This window comes from Ruthenibacterium intestinale, from assembly GCF_040096265.1.
Taxonomy (GTDB): Bacteria; Bacillota; Clostridia; order Oscillospirales; family Ruminococcaceae; genus Ruthenibacterium; species Ruthenibacterium komagatae.
The window spans coordinates 1-24,310 of the sequence record NZ_JBBMFA010000047.1; the positions used below are offsets into that span (position 1 = coordinate 1).

The 24,310-nt window shown below is 49.2% G+C and carries 29 protein-coding genes and 1 pseudogene; 6 read left to right on the forward strand and 24 right to left on the reverse strand.

What is annotated here, in order from left to right:
* Window positions 1-348 precede the first annotated feature (348 nt).
* On the reverse strand, window positions 349-948 hold the full coding sequence (locus WMO24_RS02295) for a nitroreductase family protein (protein ID WP_349214636.1): 600 nt from the start codon (window positions 946-948) through the stop codon (window positions 349-351).
* A gap of 70 nt (window positions 949-1,018) precedes the next feature.
* Window positions 1,019-1,609 (reverse strand): TetR/AcrR family transcriptional regulator, encoded by a 591-nt coding sequence (locus tag WMO24_RS02300; RefSeq protein ID WP_165873113.1) that lies wholly within the window; start codon window positions 1,607-1,609, stop codon window positions 1,019-1,021.
* Between the two features lie 185 nt (window positions 1,610-1,794).
* On the opposite strand from WMO24_RS02300, the gene WMO24_RS02305 reads away from it, so the two are divergent.
* Entirely contained in the window at window positions 1,795-2,154 is a 360-nt protein-coding gene (locus WMO24_RS02305; protein ID WP_087347884.1) for a helix-turn-helix transcriptional regulator, read from the forward strand.
* Between the two features lie 612 nt (window positions 2,155-2,766).
* On the opposite strand, the gene WMO24_RS02310 is transcribed toward WMO24_RS02305, so the two are convergent.
* The 9 genes from WMO24_RS02310 to WMO24_RS02350 form a co-directional block, all read right to left on the reverse strand.
* Window positions 2,767-4,113, reverse strand: coding sequence for a relaxase/mobilization nuclease domain-containing protein (locus WMO24_RS02310; RefSeq protein ID WP_349214639.1), 1,347 nt, complete (start codon window positions 4,111-4,113; stop codon window positions 2,767-2,769).
* A gap of 156 nt (window positions 4,114-4,269) precedes the next feature.
* Window positions 4,270-4,749, reverse strand: a complete 480-nt coding sequence (locus tag WMO24_RS02315; protein WP_132084179.1) for an MGMT family protein — start codon at window positions 4,747-4,749, stop codon at window positions 4,270-4,272.
* 145 nt (window positions 4,750-4,894) lie between these two features.
* Window positions 4,895-5,188: a CD1845 family protein gene (locus WMO24_RS02320; RefSeq protein ID WP_132084178.1), complete on the reverse strand. Its 294-nt coding sequence runs from the start codon at window positions 5,186-5,188 to the stop codon at window positions 4,895-4,897.
* Window positions 5,189-5,349: 161 nt separating this feature from the next.
* Window positions 5,350-5,697, reverse strand: a complete 348-nt coding sequence (locus WMO24_RS02325; RefSeq protein WP_132084177.1) for a plasmid mobilization protein — start codon at window positions 5,695-5,697, stop codon at window positions 5,350-5,352.
* Window positions 5,694-5,816: a hypothetical protein gene (locus WMO24_RS02330; protein WP_349214685.1), complete on the reverse strand. Its 123-nt coding sequence runs from the start codon at window positions 5,814-5,816 to the stop codon at window positions 5,694-5,696. Before WMO24_RS02330 ends, WMO24_RS02325 begins: the two co-directional genes overlap by 4 nt.
* A gap of 214 nt (window positions 5,817-6,030) precedes the next feature.
* Entirely contained in the window at window positions 6,031-6,399 is a 369-nt protein-coding gene (locus tag WMO24_RS02335) for a cysteine-rich VLP domain-containing protein (RefSeq protein ID WP_087385717.1), read from the reverse strand.
* 4 nt (window positions 6,400-6,403) lie between these two features.
* A complete protein-coding gene (locus WMO24_RS02340) occupies window positions 6,404-6,580 on the reverse strand; it encodes a hypothetical protein (protein WP_349214641.1) in 177 nt (58 codons plus the stop codon).
* Window positions 6,577-7,368 (reverse strand): DUF4366 domain-containing protein, encoded by a 792-nt coding sequence (locus tag WMO24_RS02345; protein ID WP_132084176.1) that lies wholly within the window; start codon window positions 7,366-7,368, stop codon window positions 6,577-6,579. The genes WMO24_RS02340 and WMO24_RS02345 overlap by 4 nt, the downstream gene beginning before the upstream one ends.
* Window positions 7,369-7,370: 2 nt before the next feature.
* Window positions 7,371-7,607, reverse strand: coding sequence for a DUF4315 family protein (locus WMO24_RS02350; RefSeq protein ID WP_435413775.1), 237 nt, complete (start codon window positions 7,605-7,607; stop codon window positions 7,371-7,373).
* 85 nt (window positions 7,608-7,692) lie between these two features.
* On the opposite strand from WMO24_RS02350, the gene asnB reads away from it, so the two are divergent.
* Window positions 7,693-9,225, forward strand: coding sequence for an asparagine synthase B (gene asnB, locus WMO24_RS02355; RefSeq protein WP_349214644.1), 1,533 nt, complete (start codon window positions 7,693-7,695; stop codon window positions 9,223-9,225).
* Between the two features lie 75 nt (window positions 9,226-9,300).
* Window positions 9,301-10,437 carry an anaerobic sulfatase maturase gene (locus tag WMO24_RS02360; protein WP_349214646.1) on the forward strand — a complete coding sequence of 379 codons (1,137 nt, stop codon included), beginning with the start codon at window positions 9,301-9,303 and terminating at the stop codon, window positions 10,435-10,437.
* Window positions 10,438-10,525: 88 nt separating this feature from the next.
* Here WMO24_RS02360 and yaaA read toward each other — a convergent pair whose 3' ends face one another.
* The 4 genes from yaaA to WMO24_RS02380 all read right to left on the reverse strand — a co-directional run bounded on the left by yaaA (window position 10,526) and on the right by WMO24_RS02380 (window position 13,780).
* Entirely contained in the window at window positions 10,526-11,284 is a 759-nt protein-coding gene (yaaA, locus tag WMO24_RS02365; protein ID WP_349214647.1) for a peroxide stress protein YaaA, read from the reverse strand.
* Window positions 11,285-11,290: 6 nt separating this feature from the next.
* Window positions 11,291-11,650: a rhodanese-like domain-containing protein gene (locus WMO24_RS02370; protein WP_349214649.1), complete on the reverse strand. Its 360-nt coding sequence runs from the start codon at window positions 11,648-11,650 to the stop codon at window positions 11,291-11,293.
* Window positions 11,647-12,117: a thioredoxin-dependent thiol peroxidase gene (gene bcp, locus WMO24_RS02375; RefSeq protein WP_349214681.1), complete on the reverse strand. Its 471-nt coding sequence runs from the start codon at window positions 12,115-12,117 to the stop codon at window positions 11,647-11,649. Before bcp ends, WMO24_RS02370 begins: the two co-directional genes overlap by 4 nt.
* A 169-nt stretch (window positions 12,118-12,286) precedes the next feature.
* Window positions 12,287-13,780 (reverse strand): glycogen synthase, encoded by a 1,494-nt coding sequence (locus WMO24_RS02380; protein WP_435413778.1) that lies wholly within the window; start codon window positions 13,778-13,780, stop codon window positions 12,287-12,289.
* 31 nt (window positions 13,781-13,811) lie between these two features.
* Between WMO24_RS02380 and WMO24_RS02385 the strand changes: the two genes are divergently transcribed.
* On the forward strand, window positions 13,812-14,417 hold the full coding sequence (locus tag WMO24_RS02385; protein WP_349214651.1) for a hypothetical protein: 606 nt from the start codon (window positions 13,812-13,814) through the stop codon (window positions 14,415-14,417).
* A gap of 175 nt (window positions 14,418-14,592) precedes the next feature.
* On the opposite strand, the gene WMO24_RS02390 is transcribed toward WMO24_RS02385, so the two are convergent.
* The 4 genes and pseudogenes from WMO24_RS02390 to WMO24_RS02405 all read right to left on the reverse strand — a co-directional run bounded on the left by WMO24_RS02390 (window position 14,593) and on the right by WMO24_RS02405 (window position 17,843).
* The gene (locus WMO24_RS02390; RefSeq protein WP_349214653.1) at window positions 14,593-15,480 is read right to left on the reverse strand and encodes a DHHW family protein; all 888 of its coding nucleotides are present in this window, start codon (window positions 15,478-15,480) and stop codon (window positions 14,593-14,595) included.
* Window positions 15,481-15,933: a hypothetical protein gene (locus WMO24_RS02395; protein WP_349214655.1), complete on the reverse strand. Its 453-nt coding sequence runs from the start codon at window positions 15,931-15,933 to the stop codon at window positions 15,481-15,483.
* A 214-nt stretch (window positions 15,934-16,147) separates the two neighbouring features.
* Window positions 16,148-17,173 carry a HAMP domain-containing sensor histidine kinase gene (locus tag WMO24_RS02400; RefSeq protein WP_349214657.1) on the reverse strand — a complete coding sequence of 342 codons (1,026 nt, stop codon included), beginning with the start codon at window positions 17,171-17,173 and terminating at the stop codon, window positions 16,148-16,150.
* Window positions 17,170-17,843 (reverse strand): annotated as a pseudogene (locus WMO24_RS02405) (response regulator transcription factor). Before WMO24_RS02405 ends, WMO24_RS02400 begins: the two are co-directional and overlap by 4 nt.
* 198 nt (window positions 17,844-18,041) lie before the next feature.
* On the opposite strand from WMO24_RS02405, the gene WMO24_RS02410 reads away from it, so the two are divergent.
* A complete protein-coding gene (locus tag WMO24_RS02410) occupies window positions 18,042-18,416 on the forward strand; it encodes a hypothetical protein (protein WP_349214658.1) in 375 nt (124 codons plus the stop codon).
* A 16-nt stretch (window positions 18,417-18,432) separates the two neighbouring features.
* A complete protein-coding gene (locus WMO24_RS02415; protein ID WP_349214659.1) occupies window positions 18,433-19,176 on the forward strand; it encodes a DnaJ domain-containing protein in 744 nt (247 codons plus the stop codon).
* Window positions 19,177-20,448: 1,272 nt separating this feature from the next.
* Here the strand turns inward: WMO24_RS02415 and WMO24_RS02420 are convergent.
* From WMO24_RS02420 to WMO24_RS02440, 5 genes are all read right to left on the reverse strand, one after another.
* Complete coding sequence (locus WMO24_RS02420) at window positions 20,449-20,688, reverse strand: DUF3791 domain-containing protein (RefSeq protein ID WP_349214660.1); 240 nt, start codon at window positions 20,686-20,688, stop codon at window positions 20,449-20,451.
* Entirely contained in the window at window positions 20,685-21,158 is a 474-nt protein-coding gene (locus tag WMO24_RS02425; protein ID WP_349214662.1) for a DUF3990 domain-containing protein, read from the reverse strand. Before WMO24_RS02425 ends, WMO24_RS02420 begins: the two co-directional genes overlap by 4 nt.
* Entirely contained in the window at window positions 21,155-21,397 is a 243-nt protein-coding gene (locus WMO24_RS02430) for a DUF3791 domain-containing protein (protein ID WP_349214664.1), read from the reverse strand. Before WMO24_RS02430 ends, WMO24_RS02425 begins: the two co-directional genes overlap by 4 nt.
* Before the next feature lie 272 nt (window positions 21,398-21,669).
* Window positions 21,670-23,547, reverse strand: coding sequence for a leucine-rich repeat domain-containing protein (locus WMO24_RS02435; RefSeq protein WP_349214666.1), 1,878 nt, complete (start codon window positions 23,545-23,547; stop codon window positions 21,670-21,672).
* A 14-nt stretch (window positions 23,548-23,561) separates the two neighbouring features.
* Window positions 23,562-24,164, reverse strand: coding sequence for a leucine-rich repeat domain-containing protein (locus tag WMO24_RS02440; RefSeq protein ID WP_349214668.1), 603 nt, complete (start codon window positions 24,162-24,164; stop codon window positions 23,562-23,564).
* Window positions 24,165-24,310 lie beyond the last annotated feature (146 nt).

Consider the following 24,310-nt stretch of genomic DNA (forward strand, 5'->3'; position numbering starts at 1 on the left):
AAGGCCACGCAAGCGCATGAAATGACAAATTCATTTATGTACTGCCAAATTTCGCATCCACCGCCGGACTGATCCTGCTGGGCGGGTGGGCTTTTTTTGACAGGTTAGGGGGATGGAAAAGGAAAAAGGACACGGCGATACCTCCTGGACACCGCCGTATCCTTAAAAAAGGGCGACTTTAACACACCCCCCGCAATCTCATTTTTTGAAAAGAAAACGGCGGCTTGAAATTTGTTATTTCAAAACCGCCGTAAGGCTACTGTATTTTGTTTTGGCGCGTGATGAACCAGCCGCCGAAACAACGGTTTTTTTTGTTTCGGTAGCACTGAGTTCTTAAATTCCTATGTATTATTTAAGATAGGACACTACATCTTTAAATGCATTCCTCGGTCTTTTTGTAGGATTTTCATCAGGATACCCCAACGCTACTGCGGCCAACAATTCACCATATTCTTTATGGTATTTGGACAATCTATCATAAGCAAAATATATATCACATATCCACAAAGAGCCTATACCAAGAGAAGTAGCCTCTAATATTATGTTTTGTATGGCGGCCCCGACGGACTGGATGTCAGCGCGTTCATATATCTTATTTTCAATACTCAAATCCTCATATAAAGATTTGCCTTGCGGATTATAAATTAACAGTAACACAGGTGCTTGATCTATTATTTGGGCCGTATGATTTGCCGCTGCAAGGTATTTTGAACTATTGGGGAGTAATTTCCTACTACTTTCTTCCTGTATACCTTGTCTCATTATTTCGGAGAATTGCTTTTTAGCATTATCTTCTAAAACGACAAATTTCCAAGGTTGTCTATTCTTTGCTGATGGCGCATCAATACCAGCTTTAAGAATATTATCTATGAGTTCCCTTTCTACTTTTTGGGAACAAAATTTTCGTATACTTCTTCTGTTTTCTATTTCTTTCATTTTATTCTCCATTCTACTGCCTTTGATTGCCAGCATAAATTTTAATGTAAATCTACTTTCTTTCGTACTACTTTTCCCACCGCTATAAAATTTTACCCGTCAGGATCAAATTTTTCATTATTTGAATTTGTTTTTCCAAAATTGTATTTGACAGATGAGCGGAAAGCATTATCTCTTCAAGTCCTATAAACCAAAATACTACTAACTCTACTAAATCATTAGTCAGCTCATAAGGTAAAATACCATGTCCTTTTCCAAAAATAATAATTTCCATAATGGGTTGCTTTAAGCCATTAACTGCAATTTCGAAAAACTCTTTGTCCTGATCATTTTTATGAGCGGCAAAAAATTCAATCATTGCTAATTTTAGGCTATCATCAATATTTAAAAGATTATATTTCAAATCCTCAAAGTATTGATCAATGGCTTTTATAAAGTCTTTCGTGCTATTCAAATCATAAGTCACTTTCTCTGCGTGTGATTTATGATATTGCTTGATAACTTCTATAAATATCTCATCTACGGAGCTAAAGTATAGATAGATACCTCCGCGACTAATATTGCATTCATCAATTATATCTTTCATAGTAACATTTGAAAAACCCTTAGTTCTAAAAACTTGTTCTGCACATTTTAATATTAAATTTCTTTTTTCTTTTGATCTTTCCGACATAGACACACCTCCGCAAAATGACACAAGTGTCATTTATATTTTATGACACTTGTGTCATTTTGTCAATAATAGCCTTCCGGGTATCATTCATGTGATTTTACAGTGAAATTAAATAGTCAGTAGTATGAAACTTACAATCGTTCAAATAATAACACCTGAAATGTAAAATTACATTAGGTGATATTATGAAGATTGAGAGAGATGAACGACGATTTGATTTTCACGATATAGGGCTTGCCATCAAACGGGCAAGGGAGGCCAGCGGAATGACGCAGGAGCAACTGGCCTATATTGTTGACCGGGCTCCGCGCACCATCATGTATAACGAGAATGACGGCCAGCACCCCAGCCTCAACACCTTTTATCAGATGGTGACAATGTTCGATATATCGGTAGATCAATACTTCTATCCGTCCAAGAATAAGGGGAGCGAGTGCAGAAAGCGCATTGACGCTATGCTTAACGCCCTGGACGAAAAAGAATTAAAAATTGTAGAAGCCACGATCCAAGCGATGAAAGCGGCTAAAGAAACGGAGGATGCGTAAGAAAAGCGTGTACCTCCGTTTTTTGCGCCATTTTCGGGGCTTGCACAAAACGGTTATACCGAATCTTAGATTATCCCGAAAATTTCATATAAGGGCTTTAGACAAAGGATTTTCGAAAAATAATTCGGTATAATTTTTTGTTTAAATGTGAGCATCGCTTTTACAAAAATCGTTTCCCAGCTATAAGTTTCGGTATAATCTTTTCGCCACATATAATCAAGATATAGTGTCTATGTAGTGTTGATTACTTCTAAAACTACAACAGTTATGATAAATTGTGATTCAAAGTTATCCCGAATTACGTATGATAGCAATCCAATTTTGGGATTTGGCGACGCAATTACATCAAAATATTATCCCGAATTTTTTCACAGAAATCGTGTAGTTTGGGGCTCTGCTTAATATATTCGGGATAATCCAACTTTCGGTATAACTATCGTTATCCCGAATTCGGGATAATCCGGGCAAGCAATTCGGGTGTAGCCACACTCCGAAATTTTCACAGGCCGCAGGCCCGTGAAAATGCTTGTTGGGGAGCTCCCCAAACCCGCTGGACTTCGGGACAAATTGTCCCAAAGTCCCGGCGCAAGCGCCTGTTGGATGCGGCCCGGGCTAACGCTCCTGGGCCTTATTTTCCCGCCCGTCCGTATGGCCGAGCAGATAATCAATGTTAGCCTTGACCGCCACGGCCTGCCGCATATCCGCCTGGGCTTTGCGGTACTCGGCATAGAGGGCTTTTTTCTTTTCGGAGAGCTCCCGGCGCTCCTTTTTCAGCGCGTCCATTTTCGGGAGCTTCGCCCCGCCTAAAAGATCATTCATGGCAGCCTTCGCCGCCCGGTATGCGGTCAGTTCTGCTTCATGCTGGGCCAAATATTTTTTGCTGTACCGGGCCGCCTTATAGCCATCAAACACGGGCCGGGTTTTTGCAAATTCCACCGTAGCGCCCATGAGCTGTACGGTATGGGAGAGGGCCGCCTCGGTTTCCCGGAGCTCCCCGGCCAGGGCGTGAAAGCGATCCACCGCCGCCTCAGTGCTGGCCGCCAGCTCCTCATAGTCTGTGAGCTTGTGCTCCTGGAGATATTGGAGCGCGGCGGCCATCTGTTTCAAGTTGTAGACCTTCGCCCACCGCGCATAGGCCGGGCCTTTGCCCTGGGCCATGCGCTCCCTAATGTCGATAATCAGATTGACGCGCCGGGGCGGAGCCGGGCTGTCCTTCGGGAGCTCCGGGATGGGACGCTCCCCGGCAATCACCGCCCGAATATCATCGGGATCAAAGCCTGGGCCCAGGACAGAAGCCCGCAGGCGGGTGTACTTATCCTGCCCAGGAGCCAGGAACGAGATCACGCCTCCCCGCCCATGCTTTACCCGAAAGCCGGACTCATCCATGAGCCGCAGAAAGGCTGCAAAGTCGGCAGGCTTTTTTCCCAGAGCCTCCACGATGGCCAGCCGCACCCGCTGTTGTGCGGTGGGTGGCTTTTCCCCGATCCACTGACCATAATGGAGAAAGCGGCCCTTGCTGTGCTGTTTCGGATTTTGGATAACAGACAGCTCATGCTCAATGCACACCCGATCAGAGAGCCGTCGCAGGGCAAAGGACGAACCGATGAAGTTATGAAACTTCCGGGAGCAGTCCTGGGCCGTGGAATTGAAATAAATATGGTTATGCGGATGCCCCTTGTCAATATGGGTACAGACGAAAAACTGGTACTTGCCCTTTGTCCAGCGCATGGCCGTTTCATAGCCGATTTTGTTTGCCTCCTCCGGCGTGACCTCGCCGGGAGGAAACGCCTGCCGGATCTGAAAGAACAGGGCCCCGCGCTCCACGGCCCGGCCCGTTTCCGCCTGGTACTGGCTTTTCGTCAGAAGAAACTCAGCGGGGGCCGCCGCCGGATCGCAGAGGTAAGCAGACACAGCTCCTATCTTTTTCGGATTGAGCCCGTAGGCAAACCGATCCTCCATCGTCTGGACAGCCGTTTTTCCTGCCGCTACCTTGTAGGGCCGGATAAAAGTTGTAGCGATAGCCGCACCTCCATTCCCAACGAAAAAGGTTGGGGCGGCGGTTTGTTCCCCCCGCCGCCCCACGCATTTGAATAAAGTGTTCAAAGTTATGTCTAACTACATCAAATCAAAAAGCACACTTTCATAGTCCTTTACATAGTATTTTATATTCTTGCGCCCTTTTTGAATAATCGTATGCCCTTCTGCTTCCAGCTTTTCCTTTTGTGCTTCTACACCGCCGGGATATTTTGCGTTCAATTCTCCATTTGCCTTTAAGGTTCGCCAATATGGGGTTTCATCTTCGGAACGCTGGTAACTCGCCCATGCTGCAATAGATACAAAAATTCCGGCTGTGATAGGCTCTGTGAAATCCGCCCCATTCAGTTCAGCAAAATATTCACGGATTTTTCCGACAGTGATTACTTTGCCATAAGGAATTAGTTTCATCACCTTGTCATAGTCGATTGGTGGGGCAAAGTACATTCTGCTTCCGCCATATTTCTCAATGCTTTTCTGGTCGGTAATGGTCTGAAATTTAGGCATATCCTTGCTATCGTGTAGCATGGCATTAAAATTCTTTTTATCTTCATTTGCCATCTCTCAACACCTCCTGTCTCAATTATAGTGAAGTAGAATATTCCATGCAATGAGACGGTTTGAAAAAATTGTTTTGAAAATTTCAAATTTGCCTGTATGCCATTGGCTAAATTATTTTTACTTTGGGACAAATTGTCCCAAAGCGTTATCCCGCAATAAAGGTCTTTAACGAGTAGGTGAGGTCATCCAGCTTGCAGACCAGCCATTCGGCTGCGGCGGGCAGCCCGAAAGGGGAAAGCAGAAAAGCAAGCACCAGCCCGGTGATCCCCCATTGTGGATTGCTCTGAATGAACAGCTCGAACAGGCCGCACACCGCAAGGACAAGGGACAGGATGCCAAGCACCCAGGACGCGAGGGAAACGCTGAAATTGAGGACTGCGACAATCAGCGTAAGAGCCAGCACAGCAGGAGCCGCGATGATTTTCAGAATGATCCGCATAGCTTGATACCTCCTTATTTTTGTTGACGGTTTACCCCTATATAATCATTATACCTCTGTCCCGGAGGGACAACAAGGATGCCTCCGGCTTTCAGCACCTCGGGACAAAGTGTCCCGAAGTAGTGAAAGCCGGGGAACGGCAAAACCGCTCCCCGGCAGGACTAACGCTCTACAATAGCAGACAGCTTTTTCAAAAGATCGGACAATGGCCCCCACAGCTTTTCATAGTCCCGTTGCAGAGATTTCATTTCCTCGGGATAGATCCCGCCGTAGGTGTTGGCCTGGATTGCCACTTGATTGAGATTGTTTGAGCACCGCCGCTGGAGCGACACCAGCTCCCGGACGGGCGAAAGGTCAACATGGAGCACATACCCGTTGAGTGCCATTTTCCGCATATAGGCCCCCATGTTTCGGATGCCCGCTTCGGCCATCCGTTCCCGGATCAGCGCCTGCTCCTCCTCCGACACCATCACATGGAGATGGATCGGGCGGCGGCGTTTCTTTGTCATCGTTCCTCCCGTTCCAGACTGCGGCTGGCCCGGGGCGGCTCTTTTACCTTGTCTAACGGCTTTTCCCGCTCCCGGGGGCTTGCGGGGATCGGGGCATGAAATTCCCGGTAAAGCCGCATGGCCTCCTGCCTCCTGGTCGGTAAGTTCCTGTTTGCGTGTTTTTTCCATGCTCGGCACCTCCTTAAAAAGCGGGCACTTCGGGACAAATTGTCCCAAAGTCCCACAGCGTAAATGTTGACAGCATCCGGGCCGAAACGGGGCAGGCCATACTCTGATACGGCCCGCCCCAAAACAGGCCCCGGAAAGCCTTGATACAAGCGGGTTTTGTTGGGCCTAATTGTCAACACCCCAGCCCCGCTTTTTCCGCATATATTCCCTCTGCTGGCGGCGGTGGGCTTTCTTTGCACAGGCCGCCGAGCAGTATGCCTGCCGACGATCCGGGGGAACGGGCCCGCCGCAGACCGGGCAGACCTTAAAATCCGGCCTGGGCCCCTCGGTCAAGAGGGCCGCCTCCAGCGCCGGATCAAGGGGCAGGACGGCCTCCCGGAAATAACGGCAGTAAGCGCCCGTCCAGCATTTCCCCAGCATATAGCACTCACAGTCCAGCGGCAGGCACCCGCACTCCCGGTCATAGTTGGCGCACCACTTTACCACAAGGGAGCGGATGGCCGCTTTCTCCTCCCGGGTAAGTTCGCGGGACATGGCCTCACCTCCCGCCAGCCGGGGGTTTCAAAAGTTCCCGGTAGCAGGACACACAGCCGATGCCCCGCCAGTAGGGACACCCGGAGCAACGGGAGCCCTTGGGCGGCTTCGGCGTGGCCGGAGCCTGGGGGCGGGGCTTCTGCTTCATCATTTTTTCAAAGGGGCTGTTGGTAAATCTCATTTGCCAGCCTCCTCTCCGTCATCGTCCTCCTCGTCCCAAGGCGGGCCGTCATCGTCCTCGTCCCCGTAGGGTTCCCCGCCGTCATAGCCATCCAGCTCCCCGCCGTAGTCCTCCTCGGGTTCAGCGGCTTTCTCATGTTTCGGGCGGTAAATCTTAAAGTACCAGCCAGCCCCGCCGCCGATCACCGCCACGGCCAGCACCAGCAGAAGCATCCCCATATTGCCGCCCGTTTCCGGCTCGGCCTCCTCCGGGGCGGGTTCCCCGGTTTCCTCCGTTTCCACGGGTTCCAGCTCCACGCCCGCGCACTCGGTCATATTGACAGCGCAGACCGGGCAATCCGTATTGACAGCCCCCGCCGCGCATTTTTCAGAGCAGGAGCAGGCGGCCTGTTCCACCCCGGCAGCCTCCGCCGCAGCCAGCAGATCGGCCTCGTCTGTCATGCTCAAAAAGTAGGTTTCATACTGCTCGCCCTCCTCGTCCACAGGCTTGTCATAGTCAATGACAATGTAAAAGGTGTTCCCGCCCGCCGTCTGTACCGTGATAAACTGCTTGTTGGTGTGCTCGTCATAGAGCAGATCACGGGTAACAAGGTTGCCCTCCTCCGAGAAGCCCTCGCCCGGTTCAATGGTGGGCTCCGGCTCCGGGGCCGTGGTTTCCTCGGTCATGGTGGGATCGCCATAGTTTTCGCCCTCACCGCCGTCTGCATAGGCAAAGGCCGGGACAGCCGAAAAGCCGCATAAAAGAACGGCGGCACAGAGCGCCGCCGTCAGAGACTTCCATCGTTTCATATTCAATTTTCCTCCTTCCCGCCGGGTTCAGACTTCGGGACACTTTGTCCCAAAGCCCCATCGCCCTTCAGCTTTTCAAACAGCAGAGGGAGCTCCGCAAGGGGGATGCTCATGCCCCGCACGATGTCCACGATCTCGCTGTTTTCCGCCTCCAGCTTTTTCTGCTCCAGTTCTTTCAGCCGGGCCTGCTGTTCGCTGATTTTGGCCTTGACCTTATCAATCTCAGCCTGGATTTTCATGCTTTTTGCCGTTGCCATAGATAACCTCCAATCATGGTAAACGCCCGTAAGCTATTCCGGCAAAGACATTGGGCCGAAAACGCTCATGGGATATCTGCGGCGCAACGCGATGCGCGGTCCGGATGACACCCGCATTCTGCCCACGCCCTTCGGCTATTTGGGATTTGCGCGGCTTGCCATTATGGGGCTCAGCCCCGAGGGGATGCAGCCCTTTGAACACAACGGCAGCTGGGCCGTCTGCAATGGCGAAATTTACGGATTCCGCCGTCTTCGCGCAGAACTGGAGCAGCGGGGCCATGCCTTCTACAGCGGATCGGACTGCGAAGTTCTTCTTCCTCTGTACGAGGAATACGGCTGCGAGATGTTTGCCCACCTGGATGCGGAATATGCCTGCGTGCTGTACGATGGAAAAAACGGACATCTCATCGCCGCCCGGGACCCCATCGGCATCCGGCCTCTTTTCTACGGTTATTCCCGCAGCGGTGCCATCGCTTTTGCAAGCGAGGCCATCAACCTGGAGGGGTGGGTGGATGAAATTCGTCCCTTCCCGCCGGGATATTACTACTGCGACGGTCAGTTTGTCCCCTATCACCGCATCGATCAGGTGACGCATTACCTCCATGCCGATATAGAAGAACTGACGGCCGGCATTCATGACCGTCTGATCGAAGCAGTGCGCAAACGCCTGGATGCAGATGCTCCGCTGGGGTTTCTGCTCTCAGGCGGGCTGGACTCCAGCCTGGTGTGCGCCATTGCAGCCTCTCTTTCCCCCAAACCCATCCGCACATTCGCCATCGGTATGGACACAGATGCCATTGATTTAAAATACGCGCGGCAGGCTGCCGATTTCATCGGGGCCCGGCACACGGAAGTCATTATGACCCGTCAGCAGGTGCTGCAGGCACTGCCCGATGTAGTGCGCTCACTGGGTACATACGACATCACCACCATCCGGGCCAGCATTGGTATGTATCTGGTCTGCAAAGCCATTCACGAGACCACCGATCTGAAAGTGCTTCTCACCGGTGAGATCTCTGACGAACTGTTTGGGTACAAATACACGGATTTTGCTCCCAGCGCCGCAGAATTTCAAAAGGAGGCGTCCAAGCGTCTGCGGGAGCTGTTTTACTACGACGTTTTGCGCGCCGACCGGTGCCTGGCGGCGCATGCGCTGGAAGCACGGGTTCCCTTTGGCGATTTGGAATTTGTGCGCTACGTCATGTCCATTGACCCGGCCAGAAAGCAAAACGTCTACGGCAAGGGCAAATACCTTTTGCGCAAAGCCTTTGAAACGGACGGCATCCTTCCGGATGCCATTCTCTGGCGCGAAAAAGCCGCCTTCAGTGACGCAGTGGGGCACAGCATGGTGGACGATTTGAAAGAATATGCCGAGTCCTGCTATTCCGATGCAGAATTTCAGCGACTGCGCACGCGCTATTCCCATGCCCAGCCCTTCACCAAGGAAAGTCTTCTTTACAGAGAGCTGTTTGAGCAGTTCTATCCCGGTCAGGCGCGGATGATCCCCGACTTTTGGATGCCCAACCGCACCTGGCCCGGCTGCAATGTGGATGACCCCAGCGCCCGTGTACTCGCAAACTACGGCGACAGCGGAAAATAGCCTTTCTTTTCTTTTTCAGCGATTGTGGTATAATGAGGAAAAAATCAGCGGTCTCCCGCCGGAAAGGAACTGGTTATGCCTGCCATCACTGTCATGCTGAAACCCGCTTCGGGGCTGTGCAATATGCGTTGCCGTTACTGTTTTTATGCGGACGAACAGAAAAATCGCTCTGTGCCCAGTTATGGGCTGATGAGTGAAGAAGTGCTGCGTGCAGTCCTCACCCGTGTGCTGGAATACGCAGACGGCGAGTGTACCATTGCATTCCAGGGCGGTGAGCCCACCTGTGCGGGACTTCCGTTTTTCCGGCGCGTGGTAGAGCTGGAGCAGGAGCTGAACCATAAGAAGGTTGCCATTCACAACGCCATTCAGACCAACGGTTATGTGATCGACGACGAGTGGGCGCAATTTCTGGCGGACAATCATTTTCTGGTGGGAGTTTCTCTGGATGGACCCCGGGAAATTCATGATCTGAACCGTCTGGACGCCAAGGGCAACGGAACATACAACCGCGTCATGCGCGCCATAGCCACATTGAAAAAGCACGGCGCGGAATTCAACATTCTCACGGTGGTCACTTCGGCCACCTGCCGCAGCATTCGCAAAACCTATTCTTTTTTTCAGCGGAACGGGCTGGATTATCAGCAGTACATCCCCTGCCTGGACCCGTTGGGAGAAGAGCGAGGCGGGCACGATTACTCGTTGACCTGCGAAGCCTTCGGCCAATATTTGAAAGACCTGTTTGACTGCTGGTACGAAGATGCCCGGAAGGGCCGGCTGACCTATAACCGCTATTTCACCAATCTTCTGCTGATCCTCACCCGTCAGCAACCCGAAGCCTGCGGCATGCTGGGGCAATGCGGCCGTCAGTACGTGGTGGAAGCGGACGGCAGCGTCTATCCCTGCGATTTCTATATGCTGGATGAGTGGAAGCTGGGAAATTTTCTCACTGACACGGTGGAAGACGTTGACCGCCGGCGCGATGCGCTGGGTTTCATTCAAATGTCCATCGATGTGAACCAAACCTGCCAGAAATGCAAATGGTTTCCTCTGTGCCGCGGCGGATGCCGCCGGGACCGGGAACCCATGGTGGACGGAAAACTTCAGAAAAACTATTTCTGCGAGGCATATTCCCAGTTCTTCGAATATGCTTACCCGCGCCTTGCACAGGTAGCACGTGCCGTGGAAGCCGGTGTGTTCGGTTCATCCTGTTAAGCGCGTTGTTCACGCTCATTTGTACGAAAAAGCCCCCTTGCTGCAACACGTCAGCAAAGGGGCTTTTTTATTGGATATGCAGCAGCATTTACTGATTGCCGGAACACTCCCGGAGAAAAACAAATGTTTTCTCGTCTGAGCACTCTGCGCTGTAGCGGTAATTCAAGCGGTCGAATTGACGAAGCTCCGCCGGATTTTCAATCTGATTCTCCGCCATATAACGCACCATTTCACCGCGGGCCATCTTGCACATGGTCCCCTTCTCAACAATTTTTCCGGCCTGCTGTTCTCCGAACACGCAAGTGATCAGACGCGCCCCGGCGGGGACGAAGCGGGTAATGCACAAGCTGTATTCTTTTGACGCCAGATTGATCACACAATCTGTCTCCGAGAACAAAGCCGCTGCAAGCGAATCGCCCCAAAAAGCGTACAAATCTTTTGCCTGGCCCATGGCAAGTTTCGCCTGCATCTCCAGCCGATAGGGACGCACCCCGTCGAAAGGGCGCAGCAGTCCGTAAAATCCGGATAAAATTCGCAGATGCTCTTTCACATAATCCAGCTCTTCCCTGCTGAAAACCCCCGGCGCCATGTATTGATACTGAATTCCTTCATAGCTGAGGACGGCCGGCGTCAGATTGCTGCGCAAATCCATATTTTTCAGCCGTTCTGTGTTGAGTTCCGCAATTTTGTCATTGCATTTCCACAGTTTTTTCAATTCTGCGTAGGACATACTGCACAATTTTTCGCACAGCAATTGTGTCCTGTCCAAAAACAGGGGCAGCTCTTCCCAAGGCAGACTGTCCGTATCAAAATTCATCTTTTTCGCCGGGGAAATAATCATTTTCATAAGCCGTTATTCCACCTCGTAAGGCCATGTATTGATTCCGCCGAACTCATAAACCCGTTCATACCCGAATTGTGCTAAACGGTGCGCCGCACTTCTACTGCGATTGCCGCTGCGGCAGTATACCAGCACCGCCGTATTCTTGTCCGGGATCTTCCGTTCTGCACTTTCCCGGTTGATCGTTCCCAACGGAAAAAGCACCGCTCCGGGAATATGGCCGCTGTCATACTCATCCTGTTCCCGGACATCCAGAACGAAAACACCCGGCTGCTCCATCATCTGCCTTGCCTGTTCCTGTGAGATTGAACGATAGGAGGATGCCTTCTCTGACACATGCCCCCAAAATCGTGAAAGCCAGCCCTGCTTCATTGTTCGTTCTCTCCGTCAAGGTATGCCAAAATCTCTGCCGCATTGGTATCAGGCTTCACCTTGGGCATTGCCATCTCAATGGTCCCATCCGCATCAATCACATACGTGGTGCGCACCACCCCCATACTCACCTTGCCATAAAGTTTCTTTTCTTTCCACACATCGTATGCCTGTATGGCTTTCAATTCGGGGTCTGAAAGCAAAAGAAACGGCAATTCATATTTTTCAGCAAATTTCTGATGGGACGCTACGGAATCTTTGCTGATTCCGATCACGACCACATCGCGGCGCTGAAACGCGTCAAAATTCTGCGCAAAGGCGCAGGCCTGCCGTGTGCATCCGGGCGTATTGTCTTTGGGATAAAAATAAAGGACAATGCGGTGCCCCAAAAAATCTGACAGCTTTACGTCTCTGCCCTCTTTATCCTGCAGAATAAAATCCGGTGCCTGTGTTCCTTTTTCCAGCATGCTGTTCGCTCCTTCTCTGTTCTCCTGCAATGGCGGAGATTTTCTTTCCATCCGGTTTTGCTCATTGTATCATACCTGTACAACGGACGCTACACCCAGCGCAGAATTTCCGGCCGCTGCCCCATACAAAAAGCGCGGAAAACAAACCGTTTTCCGCGCTTTCATCAACTTACCACTGGGTCAATTCCAGATACAAGTTCTTATACTGCTTCGCCGAGTTCTCCCAGGAAACATCTTTTGCCATATCGCGCTGGACCACCTGGTCCCAATTGGCACGCTCGGTAAAATATGTCGTCTTGGCGCGATTGATCGCATCCAGCAAAAGCCCTGCGTCATAACGGTCAAACGTGAAACCGTTTCCGCTGCCCGTATAAACGTTATACGGCTCTACCGTGTCCTTCAAACCGCCTGTTTCACGAACAATGGGAAGCGTTCCGTAATGCATGGCATTCAGCTGCGTCAAACCGCACGGCTCAAAACGGGACGGAACCAGCAGTGCATCCGCGCCTGCATAAATGCGGTGAGCCCGTGCTTCATCGTATTGGATACAGGCACTGAACATGCCGTGATAGGTGTTCTCATAATAGCGGAACGTATCCTCATACTGCTTGTCGCCGGTTCCCAGCACCACAATCTGCGTATTGCCATCCATCACCTGCGGGATAATCGCATTGAACAGGTCCAGGCCCTTCTGGTTGGTAAGGCGGGAAATCAACCCCAGCACCAATTTCTCCTCGTCCTGCTCCAATCCAAGTTCTTTCTGAAGCGCCAGTTTGTTTTCCTTCTTGCGTTTCAAAACGTCATCCGCGTCATAATTCACCGCCAGCGCAGCGTCCGTTTTCGGGTTCCACATCTCATAGTCGATTCCGTTTACAATTCCCCGAAGTTTGTAGCTGTGATAGCGCAGATGCTCTTCCAACTGTTCGCCATACTCACCCGTCTGAATCTCCTGAGCATACGTACCGCTGACTGTGGTAATACGATCTGCATAAGCAAGACCGCCTTTCAGCATGTTGGCATCCTCGTATCCCTGTTTCAGCGCCCCCATATTGAACACTTCATCCGGCAGACCGGACCAGTACTGAATCGTCGGGATGTTATAAATTCCCTGGAAACGAAGATTGTGAATGGTGAGCACCGTTTTGGCACGGCCCACCGGAGAATCATGGAACAACGTGCGCAGATAGACCGGCACCAGCGCCGCCTGCCAGTCATGGCAGTGAATAATATCCGGAATCCAGTTCATAAAATTCAGCGCGGCCAGCGCAGCCTTGCTGAAGAAGCAATATTTGGGAATATCATCCACCAGGCTGATGTACGGGTTCCCGGCAGAGAAGAATTCCTGATTATCAATAAAATCGTACACCACGCCATCACAGACATACTCCATGATGCCCACATAGTAATTGCGGCCGGTTCGTCCCAGGTCCATGTAAAATTCTCCGCGGTACACCATTTTGTCCTGGTACTGCTGCCGAATGCAGGCGTAACGCGGAAGAATCACGCGCACATCACAATTCTGCTTTACCAGTTCCCGCGGAAGTGCATACATCACATCGCCCAATCCGCCTGTCTTCACAAACGGATAGCATTCCGAACCAATAAACGCTACGCTCCGCCGGGGAGACTCCGGCACTGTCTCTGCCGGCACCGGTTTTTCCACAACAGGCACCTCTTTTTCAGAAACATCTTTCTTGTCGGCAGAGGCCGCCTTTTTCGGCGCAGAACTTTTCTTTGCTGCAGTCTTTTTCGTTCCGGCACTCTTTTTGGCCGCAGGTTTCTTTTTCTCAACAGGAGCTGTCTCGGGAGCACTGCTCTCTTTCTTTTCCGTCGGCACAGTCTTCGGCGTGTCATCTGCGGGCTTGGGCGTCTGGGACTTCTTCTTGGGAGCAGCCGCTTTCACCTTGTTTTCAGAAGACGCAGCCGTTTTTTCAGCCACATTCTCTTTTTTCTCGTCGGGAGTGTTCTTTTTCATGGCGGGCGCCGCTTTCTTGGGGGCGGATGTTTCCTTTACAGCCGGAGTCACAACCTCCTCTGCAGCCGTTTGCATCTTTTTGGGCTCTGCCTTTTTCCGTGCCATAACGAACCTTCCTTTCGCTTGTATTTTCAGGGAGATGCCGCCCCCGTTCTGGAAGCGCTCTCCGTCCGGTATTCTGCCGGGTTATTTGTACTGTCAAGAAAATGGTAGCACATCCGCCGGCAAATTGCAATTATATGCAAAACTTGAATCTTGTCGTTTCCTGCCTTTCACCGTCTTTTCAGGCTTCTCAGCGAAGCCTGCATCTTCTCTCTGCGCATAAACAAAACAGGAAAGAGCGCGCTGCACTCTTTCCTGTTTTCATAATGTCCGCTGAGCAAGGCCACCATAACAAAATCTCCTTGCGTGACTGTGGTTGTACAGTAACTCGAAACCGGCAACGCACCCAAAAATATTATCCGTATTCCGCACGCCACTGTACCGTTTTATAAATCCTCTCAACGCAGCATGGCACTGTTGTTGACGATTTCCAAACTGTACAAAAACAGCACATCCTGGTCATCGAACGTAACGAATTGAGGAATCAGGCCCGAGGCCATATAGCGAAGATCCAGCAAAGTGATTCTGGCATACGCTCCACACAAAAGGGGCGCAAGGCTCGATGAAAAAGAGTCGCGAAAAACAACCAATTCGCGATCGGTCGCAGCCGTTGGATTTGTAATGGTGACCACGGGTGTTGCGCCCGACAGAAATACATCGTAGGGAATCTCCGACGCCAGCTTACCTGTGTCATATACAGTCGTCACATCCGGCGCCTGATAATTATCGGTAACCGCGGCCTGTGTATCGTTGTTTGTCAGCCAGATCAGTTTCTCTGGCCGGGCCTGTCGGACGTCCTTCGCGTAAGTGCCAAAAAAATCATCGAACTGATTTTGTTCAAACGCAGAAAGATCAACAGAAAAGCCCATAGAATTCCCCAATGCATCTACAACGCCCTGAAGCTTTTCCTGTCGCCAGTGGCCGTCCGTGCGATAGTAACTGTCTGCTGTGAGTGCATCGGACAAATCGATACGCGTCCAGTCCGGCAGTGCACTGTCGAGCAAATCGCACACGGAATCAAGCTCAATTCTGGGCACCGCTTCGTCGGCATACTGCGCTTTGTCCGGAATGATTGCATAAAACACCTGATTGGCATCTGTCAGATATGTCTCGCGGACAGATACCAGCTTTTCCGCAAACCGTTCCACCGAGCGCTCGTCCAGCGGTGTAATATCCTTGACGAGATCTCCATCCAGAGAATAAACTCCGTTTTCCGAGACCGCAGCACTGCAGGAACTCAGCAGAAGCGCGGCGCACATCGCCGCGGCACACAACCTTGCGCGCATTTATTGCGCCAGTGCGAGAAAGTTCTCGTGCAGCTTCGGCGCGAGATCTTTACTCGACATAATGAGGATTACAAGATCACCAATATGATCGGTGATGACCTCTTCCGCTTCTACGCAGACCCACTTGCGGGGATCAACATTTGTCTTAACTTCCTCTTTCAGCGTTTCGGCAGCAGCTTCGTCCTCTGCACGCAGAAGTACAACGGAATGTGCGACTGCACTGATCATTGCTTCCGATGCGATGCCTTCTTTGTATTCGCTGCTTTCCACGCCCGTATAATACACGGAATTGTCCGCAGTCAGTTCGGTGTTGGCCACCATCGGCATCTCATCTTCCCCAATTCCTTCGTAGACCTTCTCCATCAATTCTTCAAGTGTACCGTCCACATGGGCAATTTCAGAAGAGGATGCAGCTGAGGTTCCCCCACAGGCAGCCAGCAAACTGACAAGCATAACGGCAGCGAGAAACAAACAAAATTTTTTCATCGGTAAGAAGCTCCTTTTAAAAAAGTAATTGATATGGATAATACTCAGCTGTATACGGAAATATTGCAACGAAACAAAAAAATGTTATCCGATTCTACCCGCTTTGGAACTGTGCGTAAAGCGAAAGCAGCGGGTGAGCACTGTGTTTCACATATTTCAATCATTGGAGCTTTCAACATTTTTATGCACGCAATAAGGGCAATGTGACCGTGAATTCCGTTCCCCTGTCGATTTCACTCTTCGCACTGATTGAGCCTCCGCTCAATTGGATAATGCGATATACCAGTGACAGACCGAGTCCATTTCCGACAGACGAATGCGCTGTATCCGCCTGATAAAACTTGTCAAAGATATGCCCTATTTCAGATGGACTGATACCGATGCCTTCGTCTCGAATGGTCACCGAAATGTTGTTCTCAGTTTGGCTGGAAGAAATAAAAATGTGCCCGCCGTCATGGCTGAATTTGATGGCGTTGCTGATGAGATTCATCCAAACATGTTCCATCATTTCCACATTGTTGACATAGGTAAGTTTCGGCAAATCCACTTCAAAGGTGATATTTTTTGCGCTCCATACGGTCTCCATCCGCAGCACACAGTTGCGGATCTGCTCATCCAAATCGTATTCCGACTGTTCTGCCACAAGCTTTTGATTATCATACCGTGCAATCAAAAGGACACTGCTGGCCAGATTGGACAACTGTTCCGATTCTTCCGCTATGTATTCCAGATACTCTTTTCGCTTTTCCGGAGATAGATTTTCGTTTTTGAGCCGCTTGGCAAAACCGCGGATTGATACGATCGGCGTTTTAAATTCATGGGAAAATGTGTTGATAAAATCATTGCGCATCATCTCCGTGCTGCCCAATTCAGCGGTCATCTGATTAAAACTGTGCAGGAGTTCATAAACATCCCCTGCGCCGGATTCCTCGACCCGCACAGAATAATCTCCTTTGGAAATGGACTTGGTAGCTTTCACCATATCCTGCAAAGGCTTCGCGGAATGCTTGCTGACGATGGATGAAATCGGAATCGCCACCAACGTGGAAATCAGCATCGGCAGCAACGGTGATTGCGGCTGATGATTCATCGGCACATGGGCAGATACATTCAGCCAGATGAATGCCGTGATAAAACTGGACAAAAGATTTGTAATCACAACACAGGTGACAAAAATCCCGCGCGAGGAATGGAGCATTCGCTTCATGATAATTTCACCGCCTTATAGCCAAGACCGCGAACCGTTATAATCTCAAAATCATGGTTATCCCGGAATCTGTCCCGCAGCTTGTTGATGTGAACGTTCACGGTATGCTCATCGCTCTCGGTATCCAGATCCCATATTTCATCCATCAGCTGCCGCCGGGTAAACGTTTTATTATTAAAGGAGAGAAGTTTATAAAGCAGAAGGAATTCTTTCTTCGGCAGCACCTGTGCTGTGCCGCCCGAAACCACTGTCAGAGAGTCATAAATAAGTTCTGTGTTTCCCACAGTCAGTTTTCTCTCTGTCAAAATCTTGGCTCGCCGCAGCAGCGCGGCAACCCGCAGAAGCATTTCTTCCTCTTCAAAAGGCTTCACCATATAGTCATCGGCACCTAACAGGAAGCCTTTCTTTTTGTCTGAAAGAGTCTACTTAGCTGTCACCATCAAAACCGGCATATCCATACCGCTTTCGCGGATTTGCTTCAACAGTTCATATCCATCCAGCTTCGGCATCATGATGTCGAGGATGGTCAAATCAATATGCTTTTTTCCAGGACATCCAAAGCCTCCAGCCCATTGCACGCAAGGATCGGCTCATATCCTGCATCCGTCAGCGCATCTTCCATCAGTGCGCGTATTCCTTTATCATCTTCCGCAACCAAGATTCGAAACATTGTAATACTCACCTGTCTTTTTATGATCTGACAAGTAAAGGGTATCATCTATTTACAAGGCAAAGATAAACAATTTGTAAATTTGTGCAAATTCATGCAAAAGTTGACCGAAAGTTGATCTTGCTAAACGTAAACTTAATCTTTCTTCTCTATAATCATTGTCAAATCCATTACTTATGAATAGGAGTGCATTTCATCATGAAATATAAACTTCATGCATTTTTCTCCAACCGTAACGGGATTGACGAGCTGGGCAGAACGCTTCTGTGGGTCGCCCTTGCCATTATGATACTCGGCACACTGTTCGGGATTACTTTCCTATACAATGCAGCTTTGATTTTGCTGCTCTATGCATATATCCGGGCTTTTTCACGCAATCTCGAAAAGTGTCAAAGGCAAAACGCAAAATATCTCGCGTGGCGCAATTTTCTAAAACTGCGCTTCCGCCAGCGTAAGACCCATAAATTTTATCGCTGCCGCAAATGCAAACAAAAGCTGTGCGTACCGAAAGGGAAAGGCAAAATCTGTATCACATGCCCGAATTGCGGAGAGCATTTTGAGAAAAGGACATAATGAGAGGTGAACTTGGATGAATGATCCTTACAGCGTACTGGGGGTTTCGAGAAATGCATCCGAGGACGAAATCAAGCGTGCGTACAGGCAACTGGCTAAAAAATATCATCCAGATCTGAATCCAGGTGATCCGGAAGCAGCCCGAAAAATGAACGAGATCAATGCTGCCTATGAACAAATCAAAAATCCCAGTCAGACAAACTCTGCCTATGGATACGGCGATCAGCACAGCGCCGGCAGTTCTGCTTATGGTACATCAGGAGGCGGTGACTACGTCAGTTCCGAGCAATCTTACGGAGAAGATTTTGATCCCTTTGACCCGTTTGGATGGGCGGGCCGCAGAACCGGAAGCACCACTTACCGCAGATCGTTTTTTGTCTATATCATTGCTGCTTTTATCGTCCTCAATCTGGCATCGACCCTTTTGACCCGTTCTGCGCGGTCTCAGCAGCAGGAACAGTTCCAAACCCAGATAGAGCAGTTTGAGCAATATTACAATCAGATTCCGGGCTCCCCCGGTACATATCCTCCGGGGTACGAAGAAGCCACTCCGGATAATGAGGATTCAGAACAACAGGGCCCCGATAAAGATTCGTACGAGTCGGACTCTACATTCTCTGGCTATCCTTGTTCTTTTTCAGAAAGATCATCTTCATCAATAAATGGCGCATTTAAAATTTCTAAGTATTGCGAGAAGACGATCAAAAATACATCGAGTAATAGAGATATTTCACTGAGACAAGCATTCAAACGGATATAAAAATCATCCTGCTTATATGGAGCTTGTTGGGAAATATTGCTGGCATGGGTGAAAAGCGAATATCCGTGGTACATTTTTTTGCCCTTTTCTTTTAGCTCCGCCTCGCTGTATAAACCGGAAACTTCGATTTTTACTGCTTTAAGTATGTTTGTAGCAGAAATTCTGTGGGATAAATCGTCTTTATAAAATGCTGCATTTAATTTTTCAAGTGTAGCAGTATCAGAATCAATTCCCGCTTTGGCCCAAACCAAAAACTCATAAATTTGTCTAAGTAGAGCATTAGCCGAGCCAATATAACCATCCGCAACAAGAGAAACACAACTTTCAATGCAGACGAGGCACCTTTGTAGTGTGCCCCATATCAACATGAATTCACATGGCTCAATAATTGCACACGTCTTGTGTAAATTTTGATAAAGTATTTTGATTTGTTTTCTGATAGCTCTAATTCTTTCTGTCAGTAAGGCTTCTTCTTTTTCGTCAATAGATTCTACAAAACGATCCCTTCTTCGCATACTGGTTCACCTCTTTTACATATTTTAATATAACAGGCTTATCTTTAAAAGAGAAGAGTAAAAGAAAAGAGAAACCCTGTATTAACTTGCTCTTGGTCATAACAAGTGCGGAGTCAGCCCACCTCAGTTAAGGCGGAGACATCTGGAATGGTGGATGCGGTGGTTATCCCTCCTGCGGCAGAAAAGCTCACCGGGTAGGCCTCTTTGAAAGATAATGACGCAATAAAAAATACCGCAGAGAATTCATTCTCTGCGGTATTTGGTCGGAGTGTCATTAAAGGATCTGTGTAAATCCAGTACCAATCAGCGGGTGACGATTCACTATAACTGCATCGGGGCCTTTGAGGTGCCGGATCGCCGGAAGATCCCCGAGAGGGACATTCTTTTGGAAACGAGAAAAGGCGTAGCATTAAGCTACGCCCCCACACAGATCGCTATATAGATTTGGAAATAAAAAATGCGGAGTATCATCAGCAGACCTTTTCAGATCCTTTAATGATACTCCGCATGGTCCGAGTGGCGAGAGTCGAACTCACGGCCTCTTGAACCCCATGATTCGGGCAATGCGGTTACAGAGAATTTTTTGTCCCAATAGAGTTCATTTTCAATTTTGGGACGTCCCAAACAGCACTTTTGGGACAGTGGTGTATAGCTCAATCCGTTCTGAAAATGGTCAAAATCGTGGTCAACCTTTTTCCCAATAGAGTCCCTTTTTTCGCCTTAAATATGCCGCTATTCTGCTTCAAATCCGATTAAGTCATATGGTGTTTCGTTGTTCAGACGTTCTTTCTTTTTCGGCCAATTCCAGGCATAATTCTTGCGCCAAATACGCATCACTCATACAATGCATATCGGACACTCCTTGCCGCATCAGGTGATAAACTTCCGAACGATAAAAGAATTGCAGCGCCGCATCCAAAGATAGATTCTGTTCTCCGGCAAAACGCTCGACTACGCGCGCATATTTTTTCTGCAGCAAAATAGGATTTGCATTCATACCAACTCGCTCCCCTCGAAATGCAAATAACCGTTCAGTGCACGTTCGGTTCGCAAACACACTTGCATGTTCGGCTTTTCATAACGCAACCGCTCAATAGCTTCTGCCTTATCGATCAAACCGTCAAAATACAGTTCTACCGTATTGAACACCCTGTCATTTGCCACACCGCCCATGACAATATCATAGTCCGATTTATCCTTTCCGCTTCGGCAGACCAAGATAAAATCCAGCCATGCCTCGCTGTATGAATCAAAGTTCAGCACTTTCAATTGATGAAATGCTTCCTCGTCCAAGATGTAACGAGAAACAATTCCCGCCTTTCCCCTCCGCTTGAATTTTCCGCACCATTTCTCAGCCTGCTCATAAAGCGGCGTCGTATAAAAGCCAAGGCCAAAATCCACATTAGGGCGTGAGTGCAGTAAATCCGGTTTTGCAACCTCCAGAAAAGAGCCGTGATAAAGGATCATATTTCCACACCCCGTTCTTTCATAACATCCAGAATATCACGCACGATATATTCTTTACTTTGCGTGTGCAAAATCTCATATTCCGGCACAATATAACTGTTTAGGATATCGCTTTTTTCCGTCAATGCAGAATAGACCCGTTGCGCATCAACGCCGAGGTGCGCAGCAATATTTTCAATACAGAAAACAGCAAATTCCAATTCCCGGGAGTCGCTGATTCTTTTTCTCTCTGTGTCCAAATGAGACCCTCCCTCAGCAAACGTCTTGCTCCGTAATACACTATAAAATATTATACTTCACAAAGCGCCGCGATACAACACTAGTCACTCCCCTTCATTTGTGCCATCAATATTAAATTGGATTGAACGGCATAAAACCAATCGTTAAATATATACCGTCCCCTCTTCCGCACTTTAATCAAAAGACGGCTGCCAATTTCTCTGGCAGCCGTCTTTTATATCCTGTACAATGTCAATCATTAGCATTGCACTTTTCACGATTTCTCTCCAGATCAGGCCAATTCCTCGAGCTCATCCATCGTGTGCCATCCGCACTCGGGCAGCTCGTCCCTTGAAAGTTCACACAATTCATGCATTCCGACCGGAAGCTGATAGAACGATTCTCCTTGCTGTATCATGATCCCGTCGCGTCCTGCTTCGTCCGCACAAAGACGGATTCTTTCAGCCTTTGCAAAACAGGAAAAGAGCGTTTCCAGTGGTAAGGCTTCGCTTTGTCCTCCCCCTTCATACTCTATCGCTTCGCTCAAATCAATACTTCCTGTAATTTTCTCCGTTCCAGGGAAAAATGCTACCTGAAACACACATTCCGGGGCGTCTGTAACCTGTACCAGCCAGGCTTTCGATTTCCATTCGGTGTGCCGGCTCCATTTCCAAAAAACCAGAAGAGCTCTGTTCCAATCGCTATCAGAGCGTCCAATCAAAGGTGCATAGGCAACGCGAATTCCTCTCCAGAAAAACACGATTGCAGGAACCGAATACGCATAGTCGGCCATCCCGCCGGAATGCATTGCACCCCAGGAATCATCACTGACCTGAATGCGGACTGAATCGATTTTCGCCTCAAACTCTGTTCCGAGAGGAATATGCTCCAGCAACGTCATGCTGATATACTGCGTCCAAAACCTGCTGATTTCTTCTTCGCTGCGCGCGTACAAATATTTAGACATAGATTCCTCGCGATAGATCAGCTGCGCTGCCTCCTCGGAAAAAGCTCTCGCGTACTCATCACGTTGAATCAAGCTGTCCCGTTCACTTAAGAGCCTATAAGGTTCCGCCTTCAACCGGAATTGAAATTGCACATTTTCCAGTGGCAACCGGCTGCTGTCGACCTCGGGACGACTCCAGTCAAGACAATGTGTCCGTTCCGGGAAAGACGTCGGACGGAACGGCGCATTATCAAGAAAGACAATGGCTATATCTCCGCTATCCTGCTTTGAAACGCTTGCATCAAAAGCCTGTCCGAGCTGAATCCGTTTCAGCCGGGTTACCGTTTTAACAGAAGAGTCCGCAAGAAACCCTATATGCTTTCCCTCCGGCGTCAAAACCTCCAGGCGTGTTACAAAGTGGTGAATCATCGCATGGATCTCGACACATTGTCCGTCCTGCAGATCGCTTCGTATCCGATTCACATCAACATCATACAGATAAATGGGCGATAATTTTGCCTCTACCCTTTCCGGTTCGGGCACATACTCCGCACCGCCAATCAGCAACCGCGACTCCTCCGGAAAACTGTCCTTCTGTATCTGAATCTCTGCAGGCAAGTCAGCTTGCAGCAGTTTAACGCATCCTTTAAACGCCTTCGTTCCGATCGAGGTGAGGGTATCTGGGAAGATGACCTCTTCGATATTTTTGCAACCGGAAAACGCCTGATCCCCGATCGCAGTCAGTTTTTTGGGCAAAACCAACTTACCGGAAAGCTTACTGCAATTCCGGAAAGCCTCCTTTCCTAAAGACGTAACAGAATCCGGCAGATGCGCGCACTGTAAATTGCTGCATCCTGAAAAAATGCCATCAGGAAGTTTCGAGACGCCTTCCGGAATGGAGATTTCCTTCAGTTTTTTCCACCCCTGAAACGCTTTCGCAGGAAATTTTTTACAAGATGCCGGTAGCTGCAGCTGACTGATTTTCGTAAATGCGGCCTCGAATTTCGGAAACACTCGCAGCGTGTCCGGAAGTATGATCTCTTGGACTGCGTAGAATCGGCTACCCGGCGCACCATATGCATCGAACGCGACCCGAATCTCATGAATCGGTCCTCCCGCATCAATCCGTGCGACATTCAGAGAGCGAACCGGAACCGGACAACTCCGGAATGTCAAAACACCTTTTTCATACAGGTAGGACAACCCCTCTTCTGTCTTAGGCATATTCGCACTTCCTTTCAGTCATCATAATATGTAATCTCGATGCCATATTCCGGATCCGGCGGGATCCACCCGTCATCGTATCCACCGCATCCCTCGAACGCGCCTTGCTCCTGCCAAACCTCATCTCCTTCTTCATGATAGATTTCGCACTCTCTCGGAAGCAGCACCTTATTGAAGTCCGCATTGGCAAAGGCGCAGCTTCCGATTTCCCTCAGACTGCGCGGGAAGTTGATTTTTGCAAGGGAGTTGTTGTAATAAAATGCGCAGAAACCGATTTTCCGAATCGTATCCGGAAGCTGCACCTCCTTGATACGATGGCGTGCCTCCTCCTGAATCATAATATCCGTCCACTTTGCGGCGAACTGTTCTGCAGGAACAGGCTCACCCCAAGCAAGTCCCACTCGATCCATTACCACATCGGTATCAAAGGCGCAGGCGCCAATTTCAACTACCGGATGCCCGTCAATCTCGGCGGGAATAACCAGTACCTCCGGCCACTCTTTCGCTCCATAGATAGTTGCCTCGCCGTTTTCATTCAACCAGTAGAAAAAAGTTCCGTCGAAAAGTGCCTTTTCCTCCAAATGAAAAATCAGATACCGTTCTTCTGCTTCATTCATAGTTGTATTCGCCCCTTCTAACGATATAAATTTGTCTGCATCTTCAACCACGTTACTACGCACTTCGCATCTTGCTTATAAGCAAATTATACCAAAACGACTGTACCATAATCGAGACAATTTTTCATTCATAAAACAACAACCAG

Coding starts and splice junctions, on each gene's coding strand:
- WMO24_RS02295 (WP_349214636.1), bottom strand. CDS start 948: ATGGAGAATAAAATGAAAGAAATAGAAAACAGAAGAAGTATACGAAAA.
- WMO24_RS02300 (WP_165873113.1), bottom strand. CDS start 1,609: ATGTCGGAAAGATCAAAAGAAAAAAGAAATTTAATATTAAAATGTGCA.
- WMO24_RS02305 (WP_087347884.1), top strand. CDS start 1,795: ATGAAGATTGAGAGAGATGAACGACGATTTGATTTTCACGATATAGGG.
- WMO24_RS02310 (WP_349214639.1), bottom strand. CDS start 4,113: ATGGAGGATCGGTTTGCCTACGGGCTCAATCCGAAAAAGATAGGAGCT.
- WMO24_RS02315 (WP_132084179.1), bottom strand. CDS start 4,749: ATGGCAAATGAAGATAAAAAGAATTTTAATGCCATGCTACACGATAGC.
- WMO24_RS02320 (WP_132084178.1), bottom strand. CDS start 5,188: ATGCGGATCATTCTGAAAATCATCGCGGCTCCTGCTGTGCTGGCTCTT.
- WMO24_RS02325 (WP_132084177.1), bottom strand. CDS start 5,697: ATGACAAAGAAACGCCGCCGCCCGATCCATCTCCATGTGATGGTGTCG.
- WMO24_RS02330 (WP_349214685.1), bottom strand. CDS start 5,816: ATGCGGCTTTACCGGGAATTTCATGCCCCGATCCCCGCAAGCCCCCGG.
- WMO24_RS02335 (WP_087385717.1), bottom strand. CDS start 6,399: ATGTCCCGCGAACTTACCCGGGAGGAGAAAGCGGCCATCCGCTCCCTT.
- WMO24_RS02340 (WP_349214641.1), bottom strand. CDS start 6,580: ATGAGATTTACCAACAGCCCCTTTGAAAAAATGATGAAGCAGAAGCCC.
- WMO24_RS02345 (WP_132084176.1), bottom strand. CDS start 7,368: ATGAAACGATGGAAGTCTCTGACGGCGGCGCTCTGTGCCGCCGTTCTT.
- WMO24_RS02350 (WP_435413775.1), bottom strand. CDS start 7,607: ATGAAAATCCAGGCTGAGATTGATAAGGTCAAGGCCAAAATCAGCGAA.
- asnB (WP_349214644.1), top strand. CDS start 7,693: ATGGGATATCTGCGGCGCAACGCGATGCGCGGTCCGGATGACACCCGC.
- WMO24_RS02360 (WP_349214646.1), top strand. CDS start 9,301: ATGCCTGCCATCACTGTCATGCTGAAACCCGCTTCGGGGCTGTGCAAT.
- yaaA (WP_349214647.1), bottom strand. CDS start 11,284: ATGAAAATGATTATTTCCCCGGCGAAAAAGATGAATTTTGATACGGAC.
- WMO24_RS02370 (WP_349214649.1), bottom strand. CDS start 11,650: ATGAAGCAGGGCTGGCTTTCACGATTTTGGGGGCATGTGTCAGAGAAG.
- bcp (WP_349214681.1), bottom strand. CDS start 12,117: ATGCTGGAAAAAGGAACACAGGCACCGGATTTTATTCTGCAGGATAAA.
- WMO24_RS02390 (WP_349214653.1), bottom strand. CDS start 15,480: ATGCGCGCAAGGTTGTGTGCCGCGGCGATGTGCGCCGCGCTTCTGCTG.
- WMO24_RS02395 (WP_349214655.1), bottom strand. CDS start 15,933: ATGCTTGTCAGTTTGCTGGCTGCCTGTGGGGGAACCTCAGCTGCATCC.
- WMO24_RS02400 (WP_349214657.1), bottom strand. CDS start 17,173: ATGAAGCGAATGCTCCATTCCTCGCGCGGGATTTTTGTCACCTGTGTT.
- WMO24_RS02410 (WP_349214658.1), top strand. CDS start 18,042: ATGAAATATAAACTTCATGCATTTTTCTCCAACCGTAACGGGATTGAC.
- WMO24_RS02415 (WP_349214659.1), top strand. CDS start 18,433: ATGAATGATCCTTACAGCGTACTGGGGGTTTCGAGAAATGCATCCGAG.
- WMO24_RS02420 (WP_349214660.1), bottom strand. CDS start 20,688: ATGAATGCAAATCCTATTTTGCTGCAGAAAAAATATGCGCGCGTAGTC.
- WMO24_RS02425 (WP_349214662.1), bottom strand. CDS start 21,158: ATGATCCTTTATCACGGCTCTTTTCTGGAGGTTGCAAAACCGGATTTA.
- WMO24_RS02435 (WP_349214666.1), bottom strand. CDS start 23,547: ATGCCTAAGACAGAAGAGGGGTTGTCCTACCTGTATGAAAAAGGTGTT.
- WMO24_RS02440 (WP_349214668.1), bottom strand. CDS start 24,164: ATGAATGAAGCAGAAGAACGGTATCTGATTTTTCATTTGGAGGAAAAG.